Source organism: Pseudonocardia alni, from assembly GCF_002813375.1.
Classification (GTDB): Bacteria; Actinomycetota; Actinomycetes; order Mycobacteriales; family Pseudonocardiaceae; genus Pseudonocardia; species Pseudonocardia alni.
In genome coordinates this window covers 432745-458598 of record NZ_PHUJ01000003.1, presented here as the reverse complement: position 1 = coordinate 458598, position 25854 = coordinate 432745, and the positions used below count along the sequence as shown (strand labels likewise).

22 protein-coding genes and 1 pseudogene are annotated in these 25854 nt (G+C 75.3%); 2 read left to right on the top strand and 21 right to left on the bottom strand.

The window, feature by feature from the left end:
- Positions 1-161: 161 nt before the first annotated feature.
- On the top strand, positions 162-962 hold the full coding sequence (locus ATL51_RS03330; protein WP_322789648.1) for a DUF2786 domain-containing protein: 801 nt from the start codon (positions 162-164) through the stop codon (positions 960-962).
- 6 nt (positions 963-968) lie between these two features.
- Here ATL51_RS03330 and ATL51_RS03325 read toward each other — a convergent pair whose 3' ends face one another.
- The 11 genes from ATL51_RS03325 to metK all read right to left on the bottom strand — a co-directional run bounded on the left by ATL51_RS03325 (position 969) and on the right by metK (position 13173).
- Positions 969-1475, bottom strand: a complete 507-nt coding sequence (locus ATL51_RS03325; RefSeq protein WP_392567354.1) for a PH domain-containing protein — start codon at positions 1473-1475, stop codon at positions 969-971.
- A 31-nt stretch (positions 1476-1506) separates the two neighbouring features.
- Entirely contained in the window at positions 1507-1998 is a 492-nt protein-coding gene (gene ribH, locus ATL51_RS03320; RefSeq protein ID WP_100877626.1) for a 6,7-dimethyl-8-ribityllumazine synthase, read from the bottom strand.
- Positions 1999-2067: 69 nt separating this feature from the next.
- Positions 2068-3336 carry a bifunctional 3,4-dihydroxy-2-butanone-4-phosphate synthase/GTP cyclohydrolase II gene (locus ATL51_RS03315; protein WP_073574702.1) on the bottom strand — a complete coding sequence of 423 codons (1269 nt, stop codon included), beginning with the start codon at positions 3334-3336 and terminating at the stop codon, positions 2068-2070.
- A gap of 74 nt (positions 3337-3410) precedes the next feature.
- A complete protein-coding gene (locus tag ATL51_RS03310; protein WP_100877625.1) occupies positions 3411-4043 on the bottom strand; it encodes a riboflavin synthase in 633 nt (210 codons plus the stop codon).
- A gap of 12 nt (positions 4044-4055) precedes the next feature.
- Complete coding sequence (gene ribD / locus ATL51_RS03305; RefSeq protein ID WP_100880447.1) at positions 4056-5087, bottom strand: bifunctional diaminohydroxyphosphoribosylaminopyrimidine deaminase/5-amino-6-(5-phosphoribosylamino)uracil reductase RibD; 1032 nt, start codon at positions 5085-5087, stop codon at positions 4056-4058.
- Between the two features lie 70 nt (positions 5088-5157).
- Complete coding sequence (rpe, locus tag ATL51_RS03300; protein ID WP_073575281.1) at positions 5158-5844, bottom strand: ribulose-phosphate 3-epimerase; 687 nt, start codon at positions 5842-5844, stop codon at positions 5158-5160.
- A gap of 77 nt (positions 5845-5921) precedes the next feature.
- Entirely contained in the window at positions 5922-7268 is a 1347-nt protein-coding gene (locus tag ATL51_RS03295) for an RsmB/NOP family class I SAM-dependent RNA methyltransferase (protein ID WP_100880446.1), read from the bottom strand.
- 921 nt (positions 7269-8189) lie between these two features.
- On the bottom strand, positions 8190-9122 hold the full coding sequence (gene fmt, locus ATL51_RS03290) for a methionyl-tRNA formyltransferase (protein WP_073574700.1): 933 nt from the start codon (positions 9120-9122) through the stop codon (positions 8190-8192).
- Positions 9119-9667: a peptide deformylase gene (gene def / locus ATL51_RS03285; RefSeq protein ID WP_062403164.1), complete on the bottom strand. Its 549-nt coding sequence runs from the start codon at positions 9665-9667 to the stop codon at positions 9119-9121. The genes fmt and def overlap by 4 nt, the downstream gene beginning before the upstream one ends.
- A gap of 103 nt (positions 9668-9770) precedes the next feature.
- Entirely contained in the window at positions 9771-11873 is a 2103-nt protein-coding gene (locus tag ATL51_RS03280; protein WP_100877624.1) for a primosomal protein N', read from the bottom strand.
- 97 nt (positions 11874-11970) lie between these two features.
- Positions 11971-13173 carry a methionine adenosyltransferase gene (metK, locus tag ATL51_RS03275; protein ID WP_357437836.1) on the bottom strand — a complete coding sequence of 401 codons (1203 nt, stop codon included), beginning with the start codon at positions 13171-13173 and terminating at the stop codon, positions 11971-11973.
- 345 nt (positions 13174-13518) lie between these two features.
- Here metK and ATL51_RS03270 point away from each other — a divergent pair, with 345 nt between their 5' ends.
- On the top strand, positions 13519-14040 hold the full coding sequence (locus ATL51_RS03270; RefSeq protein WP_100877623.1) for an SH3 domain-containing protein: 522 nt from the start codon (positions 13519-13521) through the stop codon (positions 14038-14040).
- 73 nt (positions 14041-14113) lie between these two features.
- Here the strand turns inward: ATL51_RS03270 and coaBC are convergent, their stop codons facing one another.
- The 10 genes and pseudogenes from coaBC to pyrR all read right to left on the bottom strand — a co-directional run bounded on the left by coaBC (position 14114) and on the right by pyrR (position 25829).
- The gene (gene coaBC / locus ATL51_RS03265; RefSeq protein ID WP_073574696.1) at positions 14114-15331 is read right to left on the bottom strand and encodes a bifunctional phosphopantothenoylcysteine decarboxylase/phosphopantothenate--cysteine ligase CoaBC; all 1218 of its coding nucleotides are present in this window, start codon (positions 15329-15331) and stop codon (positions 14114-14116) included.
- A gap of 9 nt (positions 15332-15340) precedes the next feature.
- Positions 15341-15610 carry a DNA-directed RNA polymerase subunit omega gene (gene rpoZ / locus ATL51_RS03260; protein WP_073574695.1) on the bottom strand — a complete coding sequence of 90 codons (270 nt, stop codon included), beginning with the start codon at positions 15608-15610 and terminating at the stop codon, positions 15341-15343.
- 38 nt (positions 15611-15648) lie between these two features.
- Positions 15649-16260, bottom strand: coding sequence for a guanylate kinase (gmk, locus tag ATL51_RS03255; protein ID WP_434094383.1), 612 nt, complete (start codon positions 16258-16260; stop codon positions 15649-15651).
- A 12-nt stretch (positions 16261-16272) separates the two neighbouring features.
- Positions 16273-16587: an integration host factor, actinobacterial type gene (mihF, locus tag ATL51_RS03250; protein ID WP_020627642.1), complete on the bottom strand. Its 315-nt coding sequence runs from the start codon at positions 16585-16587 to the stop codon at positions 16273-16275.
- Positions 16588-17095: 508 nt separating this feature from the next.
- On the bottom strand, positions 17096-17929 hold the full coding sequence (gene pyrF / locus ATL51_RS03245) for an orotidine-5'-phosphate decarboxylase (RefSeq protein WP_100877622.1): 834 nt from the start codon (positions 17927-17929) through the stop codon (positions 17096-17098).
- On the bottom strand, positions 17926-21237 hold the full coding sequence (gene carB / locus ATL51_RS03240) for a carbamoyl-phosphate synthase large subunit (protein WP_073574693.1): 3312 nt from the start codon (positions 21235-21237) through the stop codon (positions 17926-17928). Before carB ends, pyrF begins: the two co-directional genes overlap by 4 nt.
- A gap of 677 nt (positions 21238-21914) precedes the next feature.
- Positions 21915-23009 (bottom strand): annotated as a pseudogene (carA, locus tag ATL51_RS29230) (glutamine-hydrolyzing carbamoyl-phosphate synthase small subunit); the annotation flags it as partial.
- Positions 23006-24298 carry a dihydroorotase gene (locus tag ATL51_RS03230; RefSeq protein ID WP_100877621.1) on the bottom strand — a complete coding sequence of 431 codons (1293 nt, stop codon included), beginning with the start codon at positions 24296-24298 and terminating at the stop codon, positions 23006-23008. The gene ATL51_RS03230 and the pseudogene carA, both read right to left, overlap by 4 nt.
- The gene (locus ATL51_RS03225; RefSeq protein ID WP_100877620.1) at positions 24295-25239 is read right to left on the bottom strand and encodes an aspartate carbamoyltransferase catalytic subunit; all 945 of its coding nucleotides are present in this window, start codon (positions 25237-25239) and stop codon (positions 24295-24297) included. The genes ATL51_RS03230 and ATL51_RS03225 overlap by 4 nt, the downstream gene beginning before the upstream one ends.
- Positions 25236-25829, bottom strand: coding sequence for a bifunctional pyr operon transcriptional regulator/uracil phosphoribosyltransferase PyrR (gene pyrR, locus ATL51_RS03220; RefSeq protein ID WP_062395627.1), 594 nt, complete (start codon positions 25827-25829; stop codon positions 25236-25238). Before pyrR ends, ATL51_RS03225 begins: the two co-directional genes overlap by 4 nt.
- Positions 25830-25854 lie beyond the last annotated feature (25 nt).

Genomic DNA, 25854 nt, shown 5'->3' with positions numbered 1-25854 from the left:
ACGGTTCCGGCCCGGCCCCGGCCTCGGCGCGGGCCCCGGACGAGGTGTAGGGACGCGTGTCGGCCGGGGACCGCGCACGAGCGCACCGGAACTGTCGGTAGGGTCCGGTACACCTCGCCCTCGAACACGAGTTCGACCTTACCGAGCCCGAGGAGACCGCCGTGAGCACCGCGCAGGAGACCGGCCCCCGCACCGACATCGGCACCGCGCCGGGTGAGCAGGTGCCCGGGGCCCGGCTGGACCGGATCCGCAAGCTGCTGGCGAAGGCGGAGCGGGCAGGCACCCCGGACGAGGCCGAGATCTACACCGACAAGGCGTTCGCGCTGATGGCACGGCACGGGATCGACGAGGCGCTGCTGGCGGCGGCGCCCGGCGCCGGGCCGTCGCGGGCCGACCCGATCGGCCGGAGCCGGATCACCGTCGACAACCCCTACAGCGGGGCGAAGGCGCGGCTGCTGGGGTGGACGGCGTCGGCGCTGCGGTGCCGGTGGGTGATGCACGACCAGCGGGGCGGCTCGGTCGCCGCGGTCACCGTGTTCGGGTTCGCCTCCGACCGGGAGCGGGTGGAGCTGCTCTACACGTCGCTGCTGCTGCAGGCCACGGCCGCGCTGGCCGCGGTCCGCCCGCCGGACCCCGGCGAGTCGGTGGCGGCCTACCGGCGGTCCTGGATCTACGGCTTCGCGGGCCGGGTGTACGAGCGGCTGTGCGAGGCCGAGCGCTCCGCACTGGGCGAGACCGAGGCCGAGACCGGGCGGGCGGCCGCATCGACCGAACTGGTGCTGGCCGACCGCGGCGCCGAGGTCGACCGGGCCTACGACGCCGAGTTCGGCAGGCTGCGCCGCGCCCGCCGCCCGCAGGTGTCGGGCAGCGGCTTCCGGCACGGGGCCGCCGCGGCCGACCGGGCCGACCTGGGCGGCCCGGTCCTGGACCGCCGGGCCGGGGCGCCGGGCATCGGCGCCTGAGCCGGCCTACTCCCCCAGGACGGCGGCGCGGTGCAGCGTGCGCAGGGTCCGGACGTGTCGCACGGCCAGCCCGCGGTCGACGGCCTGCACGGCGAGCACCGACTGGTACTCGTCGTCGGGAAGCTCCAGGCGGGCCGAGGCGGCGCCGTCGGGGAACGAGACGCCGTGCACGTCGGCCCAGTCGTACCACCGGGCGGTGATGACGTTGCGGACCTCGATGCCGTGGCTGTCGGCGCGCACCCGGGGGCGGGCCATGAGCAGCAGCCCGCCGGCCACGAACGCCCCGATGACCATCATCGCGACCTGGTCGGCCGGCTGGAAGATCACCCCGGTGTCCTCGGCGGGCATGAAGTAGGCCGCGATGAAGAAGAACACCATCACGCCGGCGGCGCTGAGCCAGGCGGTCCAGCGGATGCCCCGCGGGCGCAGGGTCACCGCGTCCGGTCCGGGTCCGGTCCGGGTCTGCGCCACCGGGGCGGCGGGGGCGGTGGAGTCGGTCGGCTGCTCGGTCACTGGAGTCTCCCTGTGCTGACCCGGGTCGGGGTCACGGGCGGGTCGGGGCGCCGGCGCGCAGGTCGCGCAGCGCCAGCGCCGATTCGAGTGCGGCGATGCAGGCCTCGGTCCCCTTGTCCTCGGCCGCGCCCGGCGCGCCGGAGCGGTCGATCGCCTGGTCCACCGTGTCCGTGGTGAGCACGCCGTTGCCGACCGGGGTCGACTCGTCGAGCGCCACGCGGGTGAGGCCCGCGGTGACGGCGTCGCAGACGTACTCGAAGTGCGGGGTGCCGCCGCGGACGACGACACCGAGCGCGACGACGGCGTCGTGGCCACGGGCCAGCTCCTGGGCGACGACCGGCAGCTCGACGGTGCCGGGCACCCGCACGACGGTGGGCTCGGCACCGGCCTCCCGAGCCGTGGCGACGGCCCGTTCCAGCAGCCGGTCCACGATCTCGGCGTGCCAGCGGGCCGCCACCACCCCGACCCGCAGTCCGCTCGCGTCCAGCTGCGTGGCCCCGGAGGGCCGGCCCTCACCGCTCATGGGCCGATTCTCGCCTCTCGGCCCGCGCGCCGCGCCACGGGGTCTCCCGGTGCGCGGTGCGCGGCCGGGTCAGAGCGCCGGGTCGGCGACCTCGCCGAGGTCGGGCAGGTCGTGGCCCATCCGGTCGCGCTTGGTCCGCAGGTAGCGCAGGTTCTGCGGGGTCGCGCGCACCGGCATCGGCTCGCGACCGACGACGCGCAGCCCGTAGCCCTCCAGCCCGGCGCGCTTGTCCGGGTTGTTGGTGAGCAGCCGCATCGACTTCACGCCGAGGTCGGCGAGGATCTGGGCGCCGATGCCGTAGTCCCGGGCGTCGGCGGGCAGCCCCATCGCGAGGTTGGCGTCGACGGTGTCGGCGCCGGCCTCCTGGAGCTGGTAGGCCTGCAGCTTGTGCAGCAGGCCGATCCCCCGGCCCTCGTGTCCACGCATGTAGAGCACGACGCCGCGGCCCTCCTTGGCGACGGCCTCCAGGGCCGCGTCGAGCTGGGGGCCGCAGTCGCAGCGCAGCGAGCCGAGGACGTCTCCGGTGAGGCACTCGGAGTGCACCCGGACGAGCACGTCCTCGCCGTCGTCGGCGGGGGTGGCGACGTCGCCCATCACCATGGCGATGTGCTCGGTACCGTCGAGGGTGCAGTCGTAGCCGTGCGCGAGGAAGTCACCGTGGCCGGTGGGGATCCGCGCGGTAGCGACCCGCTCGACGTGCTTCTCGTAGCGGCGCCGGTAGGCGATGAGGTCGGCGATGGTGATCAGCGTGAGGTCGTGGTCGGCGGCGAACACGCCGAGTTCCTCGCCGCGGGCCATCTCTCCGGTGTTCTTTTCCGAGACGATCTCGCACAGCGCGCCGGCGGCGGGCAGGCCCGCCATCCGGGCGAGGTCGACCGCGGCCTCGGTGTGCCCGGGACGGCGCAGCACCCCGCCTTCACGGGCCTGCAGCGGCACGACGTGCCCGGGCCGGACCAGGTCGTGCCGGTCGGTCCCCGGGTCCGCGAGCGTGCGGATCGTGTGCGCACGGTCCTGGGCGGAGATGCCGGTGGTGACGCCCTCCTTCGCGTCCACGGTGACCGTGTACGCGGTGCGGAAGGAGTCGCGGTTGGTGTGGTGCATCGGCGGCAGGTCGAGCCGCTCGCAGGCCTCACCGGTGATGGCCACGCAGACGTAGCCGGAGGTGTAGCGGACGGTGAACGCCAGCAGCTCCGCGGTCGCCTTCGACGCGGCGAAGATCAGGTCGCCCTCGTTCTCGCGGTCCTCGTCGTCCATCACGACGACCGGCTTGCCCTCGGCGATGTCGGCGATGGCCTTCTCGATCTGGGCGAAGCGCTCGGCCCGCTCCGAGGGGGACATCGCGGTGTGCGGGGCGTCCGGCAGCTTGCCCGACCCCTGGCCTGCCGGAGTGACCGGCGACGTCAACGGCTCGCTCACCGGGCGACCCCTTCCTGTCCGGACCCGGGCCCCTGCAGGTACCCCGCGGTCATGCGTTCCACGTACTTGGCGATCACGTCGACCTCCAGGTTGACCGGGTCCCCCGGGGCGCGCGACCCCAGTGTGGTCTCGGCGAGGGTCGTCGGGATCAGCGCCACCCCGAACCCGTCCGGGTACACGGTGGCGACGGTCAGCGAGACACCGTCGACGGCGACGGAGCCCTTCTCGACGACGTAGCGGGCGAGCTCGGCGGGCAGCGAGAACCGGACCTCGTCGCTGCGCTCGCCGGGGGTGCGGGAGACCACGGTGCCGATGCCGTCCACGTGCCCCTGCACGATGTGGCCGTCGAGCCGGCCACCGGCGGGCACGGCGCGCTCCAGGTTGACCCCGGACCCGGCACCGACAGCGCCGAGCGAGGTCCGCTTCAGCGTCTCGGGCACCAGCTCCAGGGTGAGCGTGGCCGCGCCCGGCCCGGTGACGACGGCGGTGAGACAACAGCCGTTCACCGCGACCGACTCCCCGTGCCCGACCTCGGCGGCCAGTGCCGCGCGCACGGTCAGCACGACGACGTCGTCGTCGGTGCGGACGTCGACGACCTCGCCGACCTCCTCCACGATCCCGGTGAACATCGCCCGTCCCTCCTACTGCGGCACGTCCGGCCCGGTCGGGCCGGATGCCGGTCGTGCGTCGATGACCACGTCGTCGCCGACGCGGTGGATCTCGTCCACGTGCAACCGAACGATGTCGGCGATCGTTACCACGCCCGCGTCACCGAGGGCGTGCGGTCCCGCGCCGAGCAGGGCCGGGGCCAGGTGCACGAGCACCCGGTCGACGAGTCCTGCGGCGACGAACGCACCGGCGAGGGTCGGTCCGCCCTCGAGGAGCACGTCCACCACGGTCCGGTGGCTGAGCTCGGCGAGCACCTCCCCCGGATCGCGGGTGCGGAGGTGGAGCACGTCGGCGGTGCCGGCTTCGTCGGTCCGGGCCAGCCGGGCGCCGGGCGGGACGTCGCGGTGTCCCACCACCACCCGCAGGGGCTGGTGGTCGAACAAGGTGCCGTCGGGCCGGCGGGCGGTCAGCGCCGGGTCGTCGGACAGGACGGTACCCGTGCCCGCGACGATCGCGTCCATCCTGCGGCGCAGGTCATGCACCGTGCCGCGCGCGGCCGGGCCGGTGATCCAGCGGCTGGTGCCGTCGGCGGCGGCGACGCGGCCGTCGAGCGTGGTGGCGACCTTCCAGGTCACGTGGGGGCGTCCGGTGCGCGTGCGGTGCAGCCAGCCGCGCAGCGGACCGAGCGCGACCTCGTCGGCGAGCGTGCCGAGTGTCACATCCACTCCGGCGGCGCGCAGCCGGTCCAGACCGCCCGCGGCGACGGGGTTCGGGTCGGCGACCGCGGCGTGCACGCGGGCGATACCCGCCTCCAGGAGACCTTCCACGCACGGCGGGGTGCGGCCGGTGTGGTTGCACGGTTCGAGGGTGACCACCGCGGTGCCGCCCGCGGCCCGCGGGCCCGCCGCGGCGAGCGCGACCCGTTCGGCGTGCGGGCCGCCGGGTCGTGCGGTGGCGCCGACGCCTGCCACCTCGCCGTGCCGGTCGAGGATGACGCAGCCGACCGCCGGGTTGGGGCTGGTGGTGCCGTGGACCTCCACGGATGCGGCCAGGGCACGGCGCATCGCCGCCACCGTGCGGCGGTCCGGGCCGGTCGAGCCGTCCACTGCTCCTCGCTCCGGGGCCGGGGCGGGCTCAGCCGGCCCAGCGGTGCGGGTTCGCGCGGCGGACGCTGTCGCGCAGCGCGGCGACGGCGCGGCCCGGGTCCTCGGCGCCGTAGACGGCCGACCCGGCGACGAAGCAGTCGACGCCGGCCTCGGCGGCCGCGTCGATGGTGTCGGCGTTGATGCCGCCGTCGATCTCGACGAGCACGGTGAGGTGCCCGGTGTCGACCAGGTTGCGGACGGTGCGGACCTTGTCGAGGACCTCGGGGATGAAGCTCTGCCCGCCGAAGCCGGGCTCGACGCTCATGACCAGCAGCGTGTCGTAGTGGCGGAGCACCTCGACCCAGGGGTCGAGCGGGGTGCCGGGCTTGATCGACAGCCCGGCGAGGGACCCGGCGGCGCGCAGGTTCTTGGCGAGCATCACCGGATCGTGGGCGGCCTCGGCGTGCACGGTGACGTTGCGGGCGCCCGCCTCGGCGTAGCCCGGGGCCCAGCGGTCCGGGTCCTCGATCATCAGGTGGCAGTCGAGCGGGATGTCGGTGGCGGCGCGCAGGCTCTGCACCACCGGCAGGCCGAGCGTCAGGTTCGGCACGAAGTGCGCGTCCATGACGTCGACGTGCAGCCAGTCCGCGCCGTTCCCGGTCCCGTCGCCGCCCACGGCGGCGGCCTCCTCGCCGAGTCGGGCGAAGTCGGCCGAGAGGATGCTGGGCGCGATCATCGGGTGCACGCCGAGGAGGTTACTGGCCGCTCGCCGGCGGCCCCGCACCCGTGGGCGAGGCCGCCGTCACACCGCGGTCAGTCGTCGAGCGGGCGGCGCAGCAGCGCCAGGAACATCGCGTCGGTGCCGTGCACGTGCGGCCACAGCTGGACGGTCGGCCCGTCCCCGAGGCCGGGGACCTCGCCGGGCAGCCAGGCGCGCGCGTCGAGCTGTTCGACGGCACCGGCCGGGCCGGGGCGTCCGTCGCGGCCGACGATCCGGCCGACGACGCCGACGGTCTCCGACACGTGCGGCGAGCAGGTGACGTAGGCGACGACGCCGCCGGGGCGGACGTGCCGCAGCGCAGCGACGAGCAGCTCGCGCTGCAGCCGGGTCAGCGTCGCGATGTCCTCGGGGCGGCGCCGCCAGCGGGCCTCGGGGCGGCGGCGCAGCGCGCCCAGCCCGGTGCAGGGCGCGTCGACGAGCACCCGGTCGTAGCCGCCGTCGGGCAGCGGGGCCTCCCGGCCGTCGGCGACGTGCACGGTGACCGGCAACTCCGCGACGGACCGGCGCACGAGGTCGGCGCGGTGCTCGCTGGACTCGACCGCGTCGAGCGTCCCGCCCCGGGCGGCGACGAGCCCACCCAGCAGCGACGCCTTGCCGCCCGGCCCGGCGCACAGGTCGAGCCAGCGACCGGTGTCCTCGCCCAGCAGCTCGGCCCGGGCGAGCGCGGCGGCGACGAGCTGGCTGCCCTCGTCCTGGACGATCGCGAGCCCCTCGGCGACGGCGTCGAGCTCGCCGACGTCGCCGCTGCCCGGTTCCAGGTGCACCCCGTAGGGCGAGTAGGGCGCCTGCTCGCCGCCGGTGGCGAGGGCCAGCTCCTCGGCGGTGATCTCGCCGGGCCGGGCGAGCAGGTGCACGCGCGGTCGGGTGTCGTCGGCGGCGAGGGCGGCGGTCAGCTCCTCACCGGTCCCGCCGAGCGCGTCGGCGAAGGCCTGCGCGATCCAGCGCGGGTGGGCGTGGCGCAGCGCGGCGTCGCCGACCGGGTCCTCGGCGGGGTCGGGGGCGAGGCGGTCGAGCCACTCGGCCTCGGTGTGCTCGCCGATGCGGCGCAGGACCGCGTTGACGAACCCGGCCGACTGCGAACCGTGATCGGACCGGACCAGCTCGACGCAGGTGGTGACGGCCGCGTGGTCGGGCACCCGGGTGCGCAGCAGCTGGTAGGCGCCCAGGCGCAGCGCGTCGAGCAGTGCGTGCTCGATCTTGGCCAGCGGGCGGTCGGTGCAGGCGTCGATGATCGTGTCGAGCAGGCCCTGCGCGCGCAGGGTGCCGTAGCCGAGCTCGGTCGCCAGGCCGGCGTCGCGGTCGCGCAGCCGGTGGCGGCGCAGGATGCCGGGCAGTGCGAGGTTGGCGTAGGCGTCGCGCTCGCGGACGGCGGTCAGCAGCTCGTAGGCCGCCTGCCGGGCGGGGTCGACGGCCGGGGGCCTGCCGGGGCCGCTGCGGCCGCGGGGCGGGCCGGAGTTGCGGGGGCCGGAGGTGCGCTCGCGGCGGGGGCCGCGGTCGCCGCCACGGTCCCCACGGTCGTCGCGGCCGCCGCGGCGGTCGTCCCCGCGGTCGGGGCGTGGTCCGTCGCTGCGGGGACGGTCGCTGCGGGCGCGGTCACCCTGGGGTCGGTCACCCCGCGGGCGGTCACCACGCGGGCGGTCGTCGCGGTCGTAGCGCGGACGGTCGCCGCCGGAACGGTCACCACGCGGGCGGTCGTCACGCCGGCGGTCGTCACGGCGGTCGGGGCGGGGCCCGTCGCCACGGGCACGGTCGCCGGCGGGGCGGTCGTCGCGGGGGCGGTCGTCGCGGGGGCGGTCGTCGCGGGGGCGGTCGTCGCGGCCCCGGAACGGGCGGTCGCTGCGGGGACGGTCGCCGCGCGACCGGTCCCCGCCGTCGCGCGGTCGGGCCACGTCGCCGCCGGAGCGGGAGTGGCTGGGCCGGTCGGAGTCGCGCCACCCACCACCACGGCGCTCCCCGGAGCCGCCCGGACCACCGGAGCCGGACCCGCCGCGCCGGTCGCCGGACCCCGGGCCGCCGCCCCAGCCGGACCCGGTGCGCGGGCCGCGGTCGTCGCGCGACCGGTCCCCGCGGGCCCGGTCACCGCCCGACCTGTCGCCGCCGCGGTGCCGGTCGTCGCCGGCGCGCCGCTCGGGGCGGTCGGACCGGTCGGGCCAGTCGCGGTCGGGTCGGGGGTCCTGCTCGCTCACGTGGTCTCCTCGGCGGGGTCCGCCGTGGCCGGGGGCCGGCCGTCGTCCGGGATGTCGGGAAGTCGGTGTGGTGTCGGGAGGTCGGTGCGCCGGACCGCGGCGGGTGGCGGCGGGTCAGCCCAGGTACTCGACGCCGTCGATCCGGGCGCCGCGGGCCCAGTCCGGTGCGGGCATGAACCGCTTGCCCTTCGGCTTCACCTCGCCCAGCTCGACGGGGACGGTCGCGGTCCCGGCCAGCACCCGGCGGCGCTCGACCCGCAGCTCCCCCGGCGCGAGCTCGACCTCACCGGTGCGCAACGGGCGGACCGGGCCGAGCCCGAGGCGGTCGTCGCGGAACCCGCACCACGCGCCGGGCTCGGGGGTGACCGAGCGGATCAGCCGGTCCAGCGCGGCGGCCGGGGTGGTGAAGTCGGCGCGGGCGTCGGCGGTCGTGACCTTCGGCGCGAGCGAGACCCCCTCGGCGGGCTGCGGGACGGCGGTCAGCGTGCCGTCGGCGATGCCGTCCAGGGTCGCGGCGAGCAACCGGGCACCGGACTCGGCGAGCCTGCCCAGCAGGTCGCCCGCGGTGTCGGTCGCGCCGACGGTCTCGGTGACCAGGCCGTAGGTGGGCCCGGTGTCCATGCCCTCCTCGAGCCGGAACGTGGTGGCGCCGGTGACGTCGTCGCCGTGCCGGATCGCGGACTGCACCGGGGCCGCGCCGCGCCAGGCGGGCAGCAGCGAGAAGTGCAGGTTGACCCAGCCGTGGACGGGCACGTCCAGCACCGGGCGGGGCAGCAGCGCCCCGTAGGCGACGACCGGTGCGCAGTCCGGGGCGAGCGCGCGCAGGGTGTCGAGGAACTCCGGGCCCGACGGCTTCGCGGGGGTCAGCACGGGGATCCCCGCCGCGTCGGCGAGCTCGCCGACCGGGGAGCGGGTGAGCCTGCGGCCGCGCCCGGCGGGGGCGTCCGGGCGGGTCAGCACCGCGACGACCTCGTGGCCGGGGTGCTCCAGCAGCGCCCGCAGCGACGGCACCGCCGGGTCGGGGGTGCCGGCGAACAGCAGCCTCATCGAGCCTTGCCGAACATGGGGTGCGGGCTCGCCTTGACGACCGGCTCGGGCTCGCCGAACCAGGCGGCCTCCCGGATCTCGCGCATCGCCAGCTTGCGGGTCTCGGCGTCGAGCCGGTCGACGAACAGCACGCCGTCGAGGTGGTCGGTCTCGTGCTGGATGGCCCGCGCCAGCAGCTCGGAGCCCTCGACCACCTGCGGCTCACCGTGCATGTCCCAGCCCCGCGCGACGACGTGCAGCTTGCGCCGGCAGTCCCAGCCGAGCCCGGGGATGGACAGGCAGCCCTCCATGCCGAACTGCTCGTCCTCACCGACGGCCTCCCAGGTCGGGTTGACCAGGTGCCCGGAGAAACCGTCGCAGTCGTAGACGAACACCCGCTTGCCGACGCCGATCTGCGGCGCGGCCAGACCGGCACCGCCCTCGTCGTGCATGGTGTCGGTCAGGTCGCTGACGAGCTTGCGCAGCTCCGCGTCGAAGTCGGTGACCTCGGTGGCGCGGGTGCGCAGGACCGGGTCGCCGAACAGCCGGACGGGCTGGATGGGCACGGGCTTCCCCTCACGGCGGACGAGTGCGGTGATCAGCGCTCCATTGTGCCACTGCGGCACCGCCGGTCCCCTCCGCGGTCACGCCGGTGACGCGGCGCGCCGCTCAGTCGATCTCGTCGGGGTCGAGCCGGACCCGGACGGTCTCGGGGGCCTTGCGGGCGGTGCGCAGGGCCTGCGCGTCGTGCAGGGCACGGGCCAGGTCGCGACCGGCGCGGCGCGGGACCCGCAGCAGCGCGCGCTCGCGGACCTCGTCGTCGGCGCCGTGACCGGCGCCGGGCCGGTCCGGCGGGTCGATCTCGACCGGTCCGAGCAGCTCCACCCCCTCGGGCGGGGACGGGTCGACGCGCCCGGTGCCGAGCACCGCGTCGCAGATCTCGGCGACGGCGGCGGGCGGCCCCTCCACCGAGGCCATCCGGATCGCGGGCGGGAACCCCACCTCGGCGCGTTCGGCGAGCTCGGCCTCGGCGTGCCCGGCCGGGTCCCACCGCACCAGCGCCTGCACCGTCGGCACCGACGCCTCGGCGACGACGACGACCCGTCCGCCGTCGGTGTGCGGCACGACCCCGGCGGCCGCGGCGAACCAGCGGCGCAGCGTCTCCTCGGCGACGCGCAGGTCCGGCCGGGCGAGCATCGCCCAGCCGTCGAGCAGCAGCGCGGCGCCGTAGCCGGCCCCGCCGCCGTCGACGACCGGCTCCGCCCCCGGCGTGGCGACGACCAGCGCGGGCCCGGCCGGGACGGTGTCGAGCACCTCGGCGCCCCCGCCGGAGGTCCGCACGGTGACACCGGGGAAGGCGCGGCCGAGCTCCTCGGCGGTGCGCCCGGCGCCGACCACCCCGGCCCGCAGCCGTCGCGACCCGCAGTGCCCGCAGCGGAACGCCGGCTCGGCCCGGCCGCACCAGCGGCAGGCGGGCAGTGCACCCTCGGAACCCGCGCCGGAACGCGGCAGGCCCAGCGGGCCCGCGCAGTGCCGGCAGCGGGCCGCGTCGCGGCAGGACGCGCATGCCAGGAACGGCAGGTAGCCCGACCGCGGCACCTGCACCAGCACCGGGCGCCCGGCGGTCAGCGCGGCGCGGGCGGCCTCGAACGCGACGCCCGGGACGCGGGCCGCGCGGGCGGCCGGGTCCCGCACGAGCTGGGTGTCGGTCTCCCCGATCGCCGTGACCCGCGGCATCCGGGCACGCACCCCGGCACGGTCGGCCGCGATGGGACTCGCCCAGCGGGTCTCGACGAGCACCTGCGCCTCGGCGGTCCGGGCGAACCCCGCGAGCAGCAGCGCGGCGCCCTCGCGGTGCGCGCGCAGCACCAGCACGTCGCGGACCTGCGGGTAGGGGGCTCGGGGCTCGGAGTGGGAGTCGTCGCCGTCGTCCCAGACGGCCAGCAGGCCGAGCTCGCCGAGCGGGGCGAACGCCGCGGACCGGGTGCCGACGACGACCCGCACGCTCCCCCGCCGCACCGCCAGCCAGCGCCGGTAGCGCTCGGCGGGCCCGAGCTCCGCGGTCAGGGCGACCACCCCGTCCTCGCCGAGCAGCGCCGCGCAGGCGCCGTGCAGCCGGGCGACGTCACGCTGGTCGGGCACGACGAGCAGGGCCGAGCGTCCGGCCGACCGGGTGGCGACGGCGGCCTCGGCCAGCCGGGCCGCCCACTCCTCCCCCGGCAGCGCCTGCCAGACGGCGTGCGCGGCGCGCCCGCCCGCCAGCGCGTCGAGGAACGCCCCGCCGCGCGGGTAGGCCTCCCAGCCCGCACGGTCGACCGGGGCGGGCTCGGCGGCGCCGCGTTCCCGCGGGCTCTCGGACTCGACGCGGGCGTGCCGGGCGGGCACCGCGAGGCGCAGGACGTCGGCCATCACCCCGGCGTAGCGGTCGGCGACGGCCCGGGCCAGCCCGGCCACCTCGGCGGTGAGCACCGGTTCGGGCGAGACGACCTTGTCGACCCAGGCGAGCTTCCCGGCGTGGGCGGTGTCCTCGGAGCGCTCCAGCAGGAAGCCGTCGACCAGGCGGCCGGCGAAGCGCACCCGCACCCGCACACCGGGGACGGCGGCGTCGTCGAGATGGGTCGGGACGCGGTAGTCGAAGGTCCGGTCCAGGTGCGGCAGCGCGACGTCGACCAGCACCCGCGCGACCGGACGGGCCGGGGCGGGCTGCCACTGCCCCCGGTCGCGCCCCGGGCGGCGGGCGCGGGCCGCCGGTGCCGTACGCGGAGAGCTCACGTCGAGGGTCTACCACGCGGCACCGACGCTGCCCGGAGACGCCCGTGGCCGCCGACCGCGCGGGGCGGTCGACGGCCACGGGGCACGTGCTCGGCGCTCAGCCGCCGGCGACCGACTTCAGGGCGTCGGCGCGGGAGGTGTCCTCCCACGGCAGCTCGACGTCGGTGCGGCCGAAGTGGCCGTACGCGGCGGTCGGCCCGTAGATCGGGCGCAGCAGCTTCAGGTCGCGGATGATCGCGGCCGGGCGCAGGTCGAAGACCTCCTCGATGGCGGCCTGGATCCGCGCCGGGTCGACGTTCTCCGTGCCGAAGGTCTCCACGAACAGCCCGACCGGGGCGGCCTTGCCGATCGCGTAGGCGACCTGGACCTCGATCCGCCCGGCGAGCCCGGCGGCGACGGCGTTCTTGGCGACCCACCGCATGGCGTATGCGGCGGAGCGGTCGACCTTCGACGGGTCCTTGCCGGAGAAGGCGCCGCCACCGTGGCGGGCCATGCCGCCGTAGGTGTCGACGATGATCTTGCGGCCGGTGAGGCCCGCGTCACCCATCGGGCCGCCGAGCACGAAGCGGCCGGTCGGGTTGACCAGCAGCCGCGGCTGCGACGGGTCCCAGCCCAGCGCCTCCACCTCGGGCGTGACGACGTGCTTGAGGATGTCGGGAGCCAGCATGCCGTCGAGGTCGACGTCCGCGGCGTGCTGGGAGGACAGGACCACGGTGTCGAGCCGAACCGGCTTGTCGCCGTCGTACTCGATGGTGACCTGGGTCTTCCCGTCCGGGCGCAGGTAGGGCAGCGTGCCGTTCTTGCGGACCTCGGTCAGCCGGCGCGACAGGCGGTGCGCCAGCGCGATCGGCAGCGGCATCAGCTCGGGGGTGTCCTCGCAGGCGTAGCCGAACATCAGGCCCTGGTCGCCGGCGCCCTGCTTGGCGATCTCGTCCTCGGCGGACTCGACGCGCTTCTCGTAGGCGGTGTCGACCCCCTGGGCGATGTCGGGCGACTGCGCACCGATGGCGATGTTGACGCCACAGGAGGAGCCGTCGAAGCCCTTGGCGGAGGAGTCGTAGCCGATCTCGAGGATCTTCTCCCGCACCAGCTGCGGGATCTCGACGTAGGCGTTGGTGGTGACCTCACCGGCGACGTGCACCTGACCGGTGGTCACCAGGGTCTCGACGGCGACCCGGCTGCTCGGGTCCTGCGCGAGCATGGCGTCGAGGATCGTGTCGCTCACCGCGTCACAGATCTTGTCGGGGTGGCCCTCGGTGACCGACTCGCTGGTGAACAGGCGACGGCTCGTGTTGGACACGCGCAGTTTCTCCATCCCGTTGGAAACGTTCTCCGCTCCGGCGCGACGACGTCGTCGCGCTCGCTCGGACGCACGACCATGATCGCGAGCGCCCCTCGGATGCAGGGTAGTCCAGACCGGCCGCCCATACGGGACTCGCACGAGGGAACTCACACACGGAGCGTGACAACACCCGGAAAGTTCGCTACCCGGTGTCGCCGGATGGGGTGATTGACCCTCTGCTCACGAATCGAACGGGCGTCGGCTCGTTGGGCGGGACAACACCTCGCACGCCCCGCGGGGTCGCCCACGAACGGATCCGCACGGTGGCCTCCCCGGCCCCGGCGGCACGGAGGTTGTTCCACCATGAAGCCGAACTCGCGACGCGTCGCAGCCGTCCTCGGCGCACTGGCCGTGGCCGGCGTCACCACCACCGGGATCATCGCCGGCACCGCGTCGGCCGCCGGTACCGGCACCTGCACCCAGAGCGTCAACGTCCGCTCCGAGCCCGAGGTCGACGCGCCGATCGTCGGCGTGTGCGAGCGGGGTGAGTCCACCTCGACCGGAGAGACCCAGGACGGGTTCGTCGAGCTCCCCGAGTACGGCGGCTGGGCGATGACCCGGTACGTCTCGACCTCCGGCTCCGAGGGCTCCGGGTCGTCGGAGGACTCGCTGACCCCGAGCAGCGCCGAGCGGTCGGCCCCGTCGACCTCGTCGCCGTCCACGTCGAGCCCGCGCTCGACCTCCTCGGCGACGCCGTCCACGTCCTCGCCGCGGTCGACCTCGTCGGCCACGCCGTCCACGTCGGGTGAGGGGTCGGGCGAGGGGTCCGACTCCTCCTCCGACGAGGCGGAGCCGACGCGCAGCTCCTTCTTCGACGAGGACTGAGTCCGGTCGCACACGACGACGGGCCCGCACCGGGGGTTCTCCGGTGCGGGCCCGTCGTCGTGTCCGGGGGTGCTCAGCGCAGGCGCGGGACGACCGCGTCCCAGATGCGGGAGGCGAGCAGCGCCTTCGAGCCGAACGGCAGCTCGTCCTCGCCGCCGTCGCGGGCGAGCAGCCAGCCGGCGTTGTCCGTGGTCTCGAAGGCCTTGCCGTCGCCGACCGCGTTCACCACCAGCAGGTCACAGCCCTTGCGGGCGAGCTTGGCGCGGCCGTGGTGGAGCACGTCCCCGTCGGCGTCGCCGGTCTCGGCGGCGAACCCGACCACGACCTGACCCGACCGCGGCGGGTCGGCCACGAGCCCGGCGAGGATGTCGGGGTTCTGGGTCAGCCGCAGCGGCGCCGGCTCCGCGTCGCCGCGCTTGATCTTGTCGGCGGCGGTGTCGACCGGCCGGAAGTCCGCGACGGCGGCGGCCATCACCACGGCGTCCGCGTCCACGGCCGCACCGCGGACGGCGGCCTCCATGGCGACGGCGGTCCCCGCGGCGACCACGTCCACCCCCGCCGGGGCGCCGAGGTCCGCGGTGTGCCCGGCGACGAGCGTCACCCGCGCGCCGCGCTGGGCGGCGACCCGGGCCAGCGCCCAGCCCTGCCGGCCCGAGGACCGGTTGCCGAGGAAGCGGACCGGGTCGAGGTCCTCCCGGGTCCCACCGGCACTGACGACCACGTGGCGGCCCTCCAGGTCCCGCGGCAGCGCGTCCGGGCGCTCCAGCAGCAGCCGGGCCAGGTCGACGATCTCGGCCGGGTCGGGCAGCCGGCCCTTGCCGGTGTCCGCGCCGGTCAGCCGGCCCGCGGCGGGTTCGATCACCACCGTGCCGCGGGCGCGCAGCAGGGCGACGTTGTCGACCGTCGCGGGGTGCTCCCACATCTCGGTGTGCATCGCGGGCGCCAGCACCACCGGGCACCGGGCGGTCAGCAGCGCCGCGGTCAGCAGGTCGTCGGAGCGGCCGTGCGCGAGGCGGGCCATGAGGTCCGCGGTGGCCGGGGCGACGACGACGAGGTCCGCGCCCTTGCCCAGGGCCACGTGCGGCACCTCGTGGACGTCGTGGAACACCCCGGTGGCGACGGGCCGGCCGGACAGGGCCTCGAACGTCGCGGCCCCGACGAATCGCAGCGCGGACTCGGTGGGGATCACCCGCACCGCGTGGCCGGACTCGGTCAGGCGACGCAGCACCTCGGCGCTCTTGTAGGCGGCGATGCCGCCGGAGACGCCGAGGAGCACCTCGGGAGGAGCCATCGAGAGGTCTTACTCGCCCTCGGTGTGCTCGAGCATCCCCGCCTGGATCTCGCGCATCGCGATCGACAGCGGCTTCTCGCGCGGGCCCGGCTCGACGAGCGGGCCGACGTACTCGAGCAGGCCCTCACCGAGCTGGGAGTAGTAGTCGTTGATCTGCCGGGCGCGCTTGGCCGCGTAGATGACCAGAGCGTACTTCGAACTGACCTGGCCGAGCAGGTCGTCGATCGGCGGGTAGGTGATGCCCTCGGGGGCGGTGGCGGTGCCGGTGGGCGTGCTCACGTGGTGGACTCCTGAAGAACGAGGGGGACCTGGGGCGCTCAGACGGCGCCGCGGTCGACCGCCAATGCTACCAACCGGCCGATCACGGCCTGCAGGTCGTCGTTGACGACCACCTCGTCGAACTCCCCCTGGGCGTCCATCTCCTCGATGGCGGTCCGCAGCCGGCGCTCGCGCTGCTCGGGGGTGTCGGTGCCGCGGTCGGTGAGCCGGCGGGCCAGCTCCTCCATCGAGGGTGGCGCGACGAAGACGGTGACGGCCTCGGGCAGGACCCGTTTGACGGACCGGGCGCCCTGCAGGTCGACCTCGACCAGGACCGGACGGCCCCGGTCGAGAGCCTGCTCGACGGGCACCCGGGGCGTGCCGGAGCGCTGCAGCCCGCCGTGCACCTCGGCCCACTCGAGGAGTTCGCCGCGCTCGATGAGCGCGTCGAACTCCTCGCGGGACACGAAGCGGTAGTCACGGCCGTCCACCTCGCCCGGCCGCGCGGGCCGGGTCGTGGCGGACACGCTGAACAGCAGCTCCGGCAGCGCCTCGCGCAGTCCCGCGACCACGCTGCTCTTGCCCACCCCGGACGGCCCGGCCAGCACGAGCAGCCGCCCGCGGGCGGGGCCGGTCCGGCCGGAGGGCATGACGGAGGAGGTGTCGGTCACGGGACGCCCGGATCAGCTCGGGTAGCGCTCGAGCAGCGCCTTGCGCTGCCGGTCACCCAGGCCACGCAGACGGCGGCTGGTCGCGATCTCCAGCTCCTCCATGATCTGCTGGGCGCGGACCTTGCCGACGTTCGGCAGGGCCTCGAGCAGAGCCGAGACCTTCATCTTGCCGAGGACCTCGTCGGTCTCGGCCTTCTTCAGCACCTCCTCGAGGGTGGTGCCGCCGCGCTTGAGGCGGTCCTTCAGCTCGGCCCGGGCCCGGCGCGCGGCCGCGGCCTTCTCCAGCGCGGCGGCGCGCTGTTCCTCGGTCAGCTGGGGAAGGGCCACGGTTGGTTCCTCCGTACTTTCCTGTGTCGTTCTCGTCGTTCTCGCCGCCGTGATCCCGGCTCGCGCCGGGGTGTCGCGTCAGCGATCGGGTGGTGGGTCGCACCGACCCGTCCGGGGGACGTCCCCGGCGTCGTATTCGAACGTACCCACGACCTCCACGGAGGCGTCAATGGGGGTCCCACCTCCGGTTTCGGCCGTCAGGAGGTGATCAACGGCACCCTGTTCGAACCACGACAGGAGTGCCATCCGGCTCCCCCGTAGGGCGGGTCGGCGCAGTGCTGCCCGCCGGACGGGGCAGCCGGCCCGCCACCGGACGCGCCCGATCGACGTCCCGGTGCGCCCGGGGCGCCCGGCGGGTGGAGTGGACCGCCCGGCGCGGGTCCGGCGTCGCCTGCCCACCACCGGACCCGTGCCGTCCCGGAGTCCATGATCGCGACGCGTGAGGTGTCCGGTGCCGGATCCGGCACCGGACACCTCACAGCAGACGATCATCGGGACCGGCGCCCGCTCAGTGCGCCCCGGCGGCGGTGGAGGCCAGCTCCTCCGCGAGCAGGTGCGCCGCGTCCCGCAGGGCGACGGTGTCGGGGCCGGCCCGCAGCACACCGCGCGCCGACACCGGCAGGACCGGGCCCGCGGTGCCGGCGAACCGCGACACCACGTCGGCCGGGCTCGCGCCCTGGGCACCAAGCCCGGGCACCAGCACCGGGCCGTTCAGCGCGGTCAGGTCCAGGCCGTGCTCGTGGGTGCCGCCGACGACGACGCCCACCGCGCCGCGGGGCTGCGCACCCGCGTTGCGGGCGGCGGCGTCGTCGACCATCCGCTGGGCGACGCTCACCCCGTCCGCCGTCGTGGCGCACTGCACCGCGGCACCGTCCGGGTTGGACGTGCGGGCCAGCACGAACACCCCGCGCCCGGCCTCGTCGGCGGCGGTCAGCGCCGGCTCCAGCGACCCGAACCCCAGGTAGGGCGACAGCGTGAGCGCGTCCGCCCCGAGCGGCGCGCCGACGCGCAGGTAGGCGTCGGCGTAGCCGTCCATGGTGGAGCCGATGTCGCCGCGCTTGGCGTCGAGCAGGGTCAGGGTGCCCGAGCCCGCGAACCCGGCGAGCAGCCGTTCCAGCACCGCGACGCCCGCCGAGCCGTGCCGCTCGAAGAACGCCGCCTGCGGCTTCACCACCGACACCGCCCCGGCGAACGCCGCGTGGCAGCGGTCGGCGAACGCGCCGAGGCCGTCGGCGTCGTCGGTGAGGCCCCAGGCCGCCAGCAGCGCCGGGTGCGGGTCGATCCCGACGCACAGCGGCCCGTGGGCGGCGACGGCCCCGTCGAGCCGGGCGGCGAAGCTCACGCCTTGGCCTTCAGCGCCGCGTGCGCCTGCTGCAGCGACCGCACGCCGAGCCCGCCCGAGGCGAGCGCCTCGATGCCCTGCACCGCGGCCGCGGTCCCCTGCACCGTGGTGATGCACGGCACCCCGCGCGACACCGCGGCGGCGCGGATCTCGTAGCCGTCGACACGCGGACCGGGGTTCCCGACCGGGGTGTTGACGATCAGGTCGACGTCCCCGGCGAGGATGGTGTCGACGATCGTCGGGGTCTCCGGTCCGGAGCCCTCGCTGTGCTTGCGCACCACCGTGACGTCGATCCCGTTTCGGCGCAGCATCTCCGCGGTGCCCTCGGTGGCGAGGACCTCGAAGCCCATGTCGGCCAGGCGGCGGATCGGGAACACCATCGCCCGCTTGTCGCGGTCGGCGATGGACACGAACACCGTGCCCGAGGTCGGCAGCGAGCCGTAGGCGGCGGCCTGCGACTTGGCGAACGCCGGACCGAAGGCGGAGTCGAAGCCCATGACCTCGCCGGTGGACTTCATCTCCGGGCCGAGCAGCGGGTCGACGCCCTGGCCCGCGGTGTTGCGGAACCGGTTGAACGGCAGCACCGCCTCCTTGACCGCGACCGGGGAGTCGGCGGGCAGCGCGCCGCCGTCGCCGGTCGCCGGGAGCAGGCCCTCGCCGCGCAGGTCGGCGATGGTGGCGCCGAGCATGATCCGGGCGGCGGCCTTGGCCAGCGGCACCGACGTCGCCTTGGACACGAACGGCACCGTTCGCGACGCCCGCGGGTTGGCCTCCAGCACGTAGAGCACGTCACCGTGCAGGGCGTACTGGACGTTGAGCAGCCCGCGCACGCCGACGCCGTGCGCGATGGCGGCGGTGGCCTCGCGGACCTTCGCCAGCACCGAGGAGCCCAGCGTGATCGGCGGCAGGGTGCAGGAGGAGTCCCCGGAGTGGACCCCGGCCTCCTCGATGTGCTCCATCACGCCGCCGAGGTAGATCTCCTCGCCGTCGCACAGGGCGTCGACGTCGATCTCGATCGCGTCGTCGAGGAACTTGTCGACCAGCACCGGGCGGTCCGGGGAGATGGTGGTGGCGCGGGCGATGTAGCCGGCCAGGGTCGCCTCGTCGTAGACGATCTCCATGCCGCGTCCGCCGAGCACGTAGGACGGCCGCACCAGCACCGGGTAGCCGATCCGGGTGGCGATCCCCCGGGCCTGCTCGAAGGAGGTGGCCATGCCGAACTCCGGGGCGGGCAGGCCTGCCTTGCGCAGGACCTCGCCGAACGCGCCGCGGTCCTCGGCCAGGTCGATCGCGGCCGCGGAGGTCCCGACGACGGGGACCCCGGCGTCGGTGAGGCGCTGGGCCAGCCCCAGCGGGGTCTGCCCGCCGAGCTGCACGATGACGCCCGCGACGGTGCCGGAGGCCTGCTCGGCGTGCACGACCTCCAGGACGTCCTCGAAGGTCAGCGGCTCGAAGTAGAGACGGTCGGCGGTGTCGTAGTCGGTGGACACCGTCTCCGGGTTGCAGTTGACCATGACGGTCTCGAACCCGGCGGCACGCAGCGCCATGACCGCGTGCACGCAGGAGTAGTCGAACTCGATGCCCTGCCCGATGCGGTTCGGGCCGGAACCGAGGATCAGGACCTTCGGCTTCTCGGTCTGCGGGGCGATCTCCGACTCGGCCGCGGGGTCGGTCTCGTAGGCCGAGTAGTGGTACGGCGTCCTCGCCGCGAACTCGGCGGCGCAGGTGTCGACGGTCTTGTAGACCGGCCGGATCCCGAGGCGGTGACGCAGGGTGCGCACGCCGTCCTCACCGGCGAACTCGGGGCGCACCGCGGCGAGCTGACGGTCGGACAGGCCGTGGCGCTTGGCCCGGCGGAGCAGGTCGGCGTCGAGGACGGGTGCGGCCTCGAGCTCGGCACGGATCTCACCGAGCAGCGCGATCTGGTCGACGAACCAGGGGTCGATGCCGGAGGTCTTGGCGACGTCGTCGACCGACTGGCCGGAGCGCAGCGCGCGCTCGACCTCGTAGATGCGGCCGTCGACCGGGACGGTGTACTGCGGTTCGCCCTCCGGATCGGGAGCGGTCCAGAACCCGGCCCGCTCCCGCTCCATCGAGCGCAGCGCCTTGCCCAGCGCCTCGGGGAAGGATCGGCCCAGCGCCATGGCCTCGCCGACGGACTTCATGGTCGTGGTCAGCTCGGGGTCGGCGCCGGGGAACTTCTCGAACGCGAACCGCGGGATCTTGACCGCGACGTAGTCCAGCGACGGCTCGAACGCGGCGATGGTCTCACCGGTGATGTCGTTGCGGATCTCGTCGAGGGTGTAGCCGACGGCGAGCTTCGCGGCGATCTTGGCGATCGGGAAGCCGGTGGCCTTCGACGCCAGCGCGGAGGACCGCGAGACGCGCGGGTTCATCTCGATCACGACCAGGCGCCCGGTCTCGGGGTGGATCGCGAACTGGATGTTGCAGCCGCCGGTGTCGACGCCGACCGCGCGCAGCACGGCGATGCCGACGTCGCGCATGTGCTGGTACTCACGGTCGGTCAGGGTCATCGCCGGGGCGACGGTGATCGAGTCACCGGTGTGCACGCCCATCGGGTCGATGTTCTCGATGGAGCAGATGACGACCACGTTGTCGTGGTGGTCGCGCATGAGCTCCAGCTCGTACTCCTTCCAGCCGAGCACCGACTCCTCGATGAGGACCTCGGTGACCGGGGAGGCGGCGAGCCCGGCGCCGGCGAGGCGCTCCAGGTCCTGCGCCGAGTGCGCCATGCCCGAGCCGAGCCCGCCCATGGTGAACGACGGCCGGATGACCACGGGCAGGCCCAGCTCGTCGGCGGCGGAGCGGACCTCCTCCATGGAGTGGCAGACCCGGGAGCGGGGGACGTCGCCGCCGACCCCGATCACGATGTCCTTGAACTTGAGCCGGTCCTCGCCGCGCTCGATGGCGTCGACGTCGGCGCCGATCAGCTCGACACCGTGGCGCTCCAGGGCACCGTTCTCGTGCAGCGCGATCGCGGTGTTGAGTGCGGTCTGCCCGCCCAGGGTCGCGAGCATCGCGGTGACCGGGGTGCCGTTGTCGCGCTCGGCGACGATGACCTTCTCGACGAACTCCGGGGTGATCGGCTCGACGTAGGTGGCGTCGGCGAACTCCGGGTCGGTCATGATCGTCGCCGGGTTGGAGTTGACCAGGGAGACCCGGATGCCCTCGGACTGCAGCACCCGGCACGCCTGGGTGCCGGAGTAGTCGAACTCGCAGGCCTGACCGATGACGATCGGCCCGGAGCCGATCACCATGACGTGGTCGATGTCGTCGCGGCGGGGCATCAGTGGTCCTCCTGCCGGGCCTGGTCGTGCCGGTCCGGGTGCTGCGGGGTGGATGGGGATCCGGTGGGCGGTGGCGGCCACGGGCGGTCGTCGACGGGCCGGGCACGGCCGGACACCGGGTCGCCGCCCGGTGCCGGGTCGGCCGGGGTGTCCTCGGCGTCCGGGTCGGCGGTGGCGCCCGGGTGGGCGGGCGTACCACCGTCGCGGCGCAGCGCGTCCTCGATGTCGGAGAACGGCGCCGTCAGCGGGTCCGGGGTGCCGGGGCGGCCCACGGCGGGCATCCGGCTGGTGGGCGGCTCGACCTCGTCGCGGCCGGTGGCCGGGGTGCCGGCCGGCGGGGTGACGGGCAGCCGGGTGGTGTGCTCGTCGGCGGCGTCCGGTCCGGCGTCGGCACCGCCGTGCGGGCCCTCCGGGCTGCCCGGCTCGAACCCGCCCGCGGCCGGGGCCGGGGTCGGGGCGGGCGGGGTGGGCCGCAGGTCGACCGACGGGGCCGCGGTCGCCGTCGGCGGCGTGGCCGGGTCGGGCTGGGCGGTCATCGCCGGCGCGGGCGCCGGCTCGGTCCCGGGCCGGGCCTCGGCGCCGGAGTGGTTCTCGGCCTCGGGCCGCGGGTACGGCGCGGGCGCGGTGCCCTCGGGCCGCTGCCCGGCGACGCCGGCGTAGCCGACCGGATACTCGGTCATGAGCTCCACGAAGCGGTCGAACAGGTCCGACGCGTCGTGCGGGCCCGCGGCGGCCTCCGGGTGGTACTGCACGGAGAACGCCGGGAAGTCGAGCCCGGCCATGCCCTCGACGCAGCCGTCGTTGGGGCAGGTGTGGGTGATCTGCGCGCGGCCGTAGGGGGTGTCGAACTCCTCGCCCGCCTCGCCGGACACCGCGAAGCCGTGGTTCTGCGAGGTGATCGCGATCCGCCCGGTGGCGTGCTCGACGACCGGGATGTTGATGCCCCGGTGGCCGTAGCGCAGCTTGTAGGTGGACCGGCCGAGCGCGCGGCCGAGGATCTGGTTGCCGAAGCAGATCCCGAACAGCGGGATGCGCCGCTCCAGGACCTGCCGGGCGAGTGCGACCGGGCCGTCGGCGGTGGCCGGGTCCCCCGGGCCGTTGGCCAGGAAGAAGCCGTCCGGGCGCAGCGACTCGACGGTCTCGATGGTGCTCGACGCGGGCAGCACGTGCACCTCGATGCCGCGGGCGGCCATCATCCGCGGGGTGTTGAACTTGATGCCGACGTCCAGGGCGGCGACGACGAAGCGCCGCTCCCCCACCGCGGGCACCACGTAGGTCTCGGCGGTGGTGACGGCGCCGTAGAGGTCGGCGCCCTCCATCTGCGGGGCCTGCCTGACCCGCTCGACCAGCTCGTCGTCGGCGGCGAGGGCGGTGCCGGAGAAGATCCCGGCGCGCATGGCGCCCTGCTCGCGCAGGTGGCGCACCGCGGCGCGGGTGTCGATCCCGGCGATCCCGACGACCTCCTGGGCCCGCAGCGCGTCCTCCAGCGAGCCGGTCGCCCGCCAGTTCGACGGCCGCCGGGCCGGGTCGCGCACGACGTAGCCCGCGACCTGGATCGCCCGCGACTCGTCGTCCTCGTCGTTCCAGCCGGTGTTGCCGATCTGCGGTGCGGTCTGCAGCACGATCTGGCGGTGGTACGACGGGTCGGTGAGGGTCTCCTGGTAGCCGGTCATGCCGGTGGTGAACACGGCCTCACCCAGGGTCTGCCCGGTGGCGCCGTAGGCCTCACCGCGGAAGATCCGCCCGTCCTCGAGAACCAAAAGCGCGGTCACTGCACAACCTTCCCGTCCTGCGCGGTGATGCGTCCCCGCAGCACCGTCGCGACCACCGTTCCGGGCAGCCGCATTCCCTCGTACGGCGTGTTCGCCGCCTTGCTCGCCAGCTCCGCACCGCGGACCGTCCAGACCCCGTCCGGGTCGACCAGCGCGAACGTCGCCGGCTCCCCCTCCGCGATCGGACGGCCCTGGTCGGGCAGGTTCCCGATCTCCGCGGGGCGCTCCGACAGCACCCGCGCGACGCCGTGCCAGTCCAGCAGGCCCGGCTCCACCATCGTCTCGACCAGCACCGACAGCGCGGTCTGCAGGCCCAGCATGCCCGGCTTCGCGGCCTGCCACTCGGTGTCCTTGTACTGCGCGGCGTGCGGGGCGTGGTCGGTCGCGACGACGTCGATCACGCCCTCGGCCAGCGCCTCGCGCATCGCGCGGGTGTCGTCGGCGGTGCGCAGCGGCGGGTTGACCTTGTTCACCGGGTCGTAGCCGGTCAGCCGGGAGTCGGTGAGCAGCAGGTGGTGCGGGGTGACCTCGGCCGACACCCGCACGCCCTGGGCCTTGGCCGCGCGCAGCACGTCGATCGTGCGGGCGGTGGAGATGTGGCAGACGTGCAGGCGCGCGCCGGCCTCGCGGGCCAGCGCGCAGTCGCGGGCGACGATCGTCTCCTCCGCGGTGGCGGGCCACCCGGCGAGCCCGAGCCGCGCGGCCACGGCACCCTCGTGCGCCTGGGCGCCGCCGGTGAGGCGGTGGTCCTCGGCGTGCTGGGCGATGACGACGTCGAGCGCGGAGGCGTACTCCAGCGCGCGGCGCATGATCAGCGGGTCGTTCACGCAGCGGCCGTCGTCGGAGAACATCCGCACCGCGGCGCGGGAGGCGGCCATCGTGCCGAGCTCGGCGAGCTTCTCGCCGCCGAGGCCGACGGTGACCGCACCGACCGGGTGCACGTCGACCAGCCCGATCTCCTCGCCGCGCCGGCGCACGTGCTCGACGACGACGTCGGAGTCGGCGACCGGGGTGGTGTTCGGCATCGCGAACACCGCGGTGAACCCGCCGAGCGCCGCGGCACGGCTGCCGGTCTCGATGGTCTCGGACTCCTCGCCGCCGGGCTCGCGCAGGTGCACGTGCAGGTCGACGAAGCCGGGCAGCAGCACGGCGCCGTCGGCGTCGAGGACCTCGGCGCCCTCGGGCGCGGTCAGGCCGGTGCCGATGGTGGCGACGACGCCGTCGGCGACGAGCACGTCGACCGGGTCCCCGCCGTAGGGCCGGGTGTTGCGGATCAGCAGGTCGGTCATTCGGGAGCTCCGGCGAGAAGGTGGTAGAGGACGGCCATCCGCACGTGCACGCCGTTGCGGACCTGGGCCAGGACGGCGGAGTCGGGGGCGTCGGCGACCGCGGGGGCGATCTCCATGCCGCGGATCATCGGGCCGGGGTGCAGGACGACCGCGTGGTCGAGCAGGAGCCCCGCGCGATCCTCGGACAGCCCGAAGCGCACCGCGTACTCGCGCGCGGAGGGGAAGAAGCCGCCGTGCATCCGCTCGGACTGCACGCGCAGCATCATGACCGCGTCGAGTGCGGGCAGCTCGGCGTCCAGCTCGTGGGACACCCGGCACGGCCAGGACTCGACGCCGGTGGGCAGCAACGTCGGCGGCGCGACGAGCACGACCTCGGCGCCGAGGGTCGCGAGCAGCAGCACGTTCGACCGGGCGACCCGGGAGTGCAGGACGTCGCCGACGATCCCGATCCGGCGCCCGGCGATGCCGCCGAGCCGGTCGCGCAGGGTCGCGGCGTCGAGCAACGCCTGGGTGGGGTGCTCGTGGGTGCCGTCACCGGCGTTGACGATCGCCGTGGGGGTGCCGGTGACCTCGCGGTCGGCGTCCACCCAGTGCGCGAGCCGGTGCGCCGACCCCGAGGCGGGGTGGCGCACGATCACGCAGTCCGCGCCCATCGAGGACAGGGTCAGCGCGGTGTCGCGCAGCGACTCGCCCTTGGAGACCGACGAGCCGGAGGCGGACACGTTCACGGTGTCGGCGCTCATCCACTTGCCGGCGATCTCGAACGACACCCGGGTGCGGGTGGAGTTCTCGTAGAACATCGTGATGACCGTGCGGCCGCGCAGCGTCGGCAGCTTGCGCACCTCGCGGCCGAGCAGCGCCTCGCGCAGCCGGTCGGAGGTGTCGAGCAGCGCGGTGGCCTCGGCGGCGTCGAGGTCGGCGACCGAGAGCAGGTGTCTCACCTGTCCCCCTCTCCCTGGGTGATCCAGACGCCGTCGCTGCCGTCGATCTCGGTCAGCGAGACCAGGATCTGCTCCGAGCGCGACGTCGGGACGTTCTTGCCGACGTAGTCGGCGCGGATCGGGAGCTCCCGGTGGCCGCGGTCGATCAGCACGGCGAGCTGCACCGCACGCGGACGGCCCTCGTCGCGCAGCGCGTCGAGCGCGGCGCGGGTGGTGCGCCCGGACATCAGGACGTCGTCGACGAGCACGACCAGCCGGTCGTCCACGCCGCCCTCGGGCACCGCGGTGGACTCCAGCGCGCGGGCCGGGCCGCGGCGCAGGTCGTCGCGGTAGAGGGTGGCGTCGACCGAGCCGACGGCCGGTGCGGCGCCGGCGAAGTCGGTGATCGCGGCGGCGAGCCGGTGGGCCAGGTGCACGCCGCGGGTGGGGACGCCCAGGAGCACGAGCCCGTCGGGGTTCTCGGCGCTGAAGGCGGTCTTCTCGATGATCTGGTGCGCGATGCGCGCGACGGTGCGGGTGACGTCGGCGGCGGACAGCAGTTCCCGTGCGGGCTGCTGTGCGTCGGCGTCCCCGCGGCGGTTCTGCGCCACGAGGTGGTCTCCTTCCCCGCCTCAC

Bases quoted from the DNA above. Each gene is read 5' to 3' on its own strand.
- ribH (WP_100877626.1), bottom strand. From the start codon at position 1,998: ATGAGCGGTGAGGGCCGGCCCTCCGGGGCCACGCAGCTGGACGCGAGC.
- ATL51_RS03315 (WP_073574702.1), bottom strand. From the start codon at position 3,336: ATGTCCCCCTCGGAGCGGGCCGAGCGCTTCGCCCAGATCGAGAAGGCC.
- ATL51_RS03310 (WP_100877625.1), bottom strand. From the start codon at position 4,043: ATGTTCACCGGGATCGTGGAGGAGGTCGGCGAGGTCGTCGACGTCCGC.
- ribD (WP_100880447.1), bottom strand. From the start codon at position 5,087: ATGCGCCGTGCCCTGGCCGCATCCGTGGAGGTCCACGGCACCACCAGC.
- rpe (WP_073575281.1), bottom strand. From the start codon at position 5,844: ATGATCGCGCCCAGCATCCTCTCGGCCGACTTCGCCCGACTCGGCGAG.
- fmt (WP_073574700.1), bottom strand. From the start codon at position 9,122: ATGAGGCTGCTGTTCGCCGGCACCCCCGACCCGGCGGTGCCGTCGCTG.
- ATL51_RS03270 (WP_100877623.1), top strand. From the start codon at position 13,519: ATGAAGCCGAACTCGCGACGCGTCGCAGCCGTCCTCGGCGCACTGGCC.
- coaBC (WP_073574696.1), bottom strand. From the start codon at position 15,331: ATGGCTCCTCCCGAGGTGCTCCTCGGCGTCTCCGGCGGCATCGCCGCC.
- carB (WP_073574693.1), bottom strand. From the start codon at position 21,237: ATGCCCCGCCGCGACGACATCGACCACGTCATGGTGATCGGCTCCGGG.
- ATL51_RS03230 (WP_100877621.1), bottom strand. From the start codon at position 24,298: ATGACCGACCTGCTGATCCGCAACACCCGGCCCTACGGCGGGGACCCG.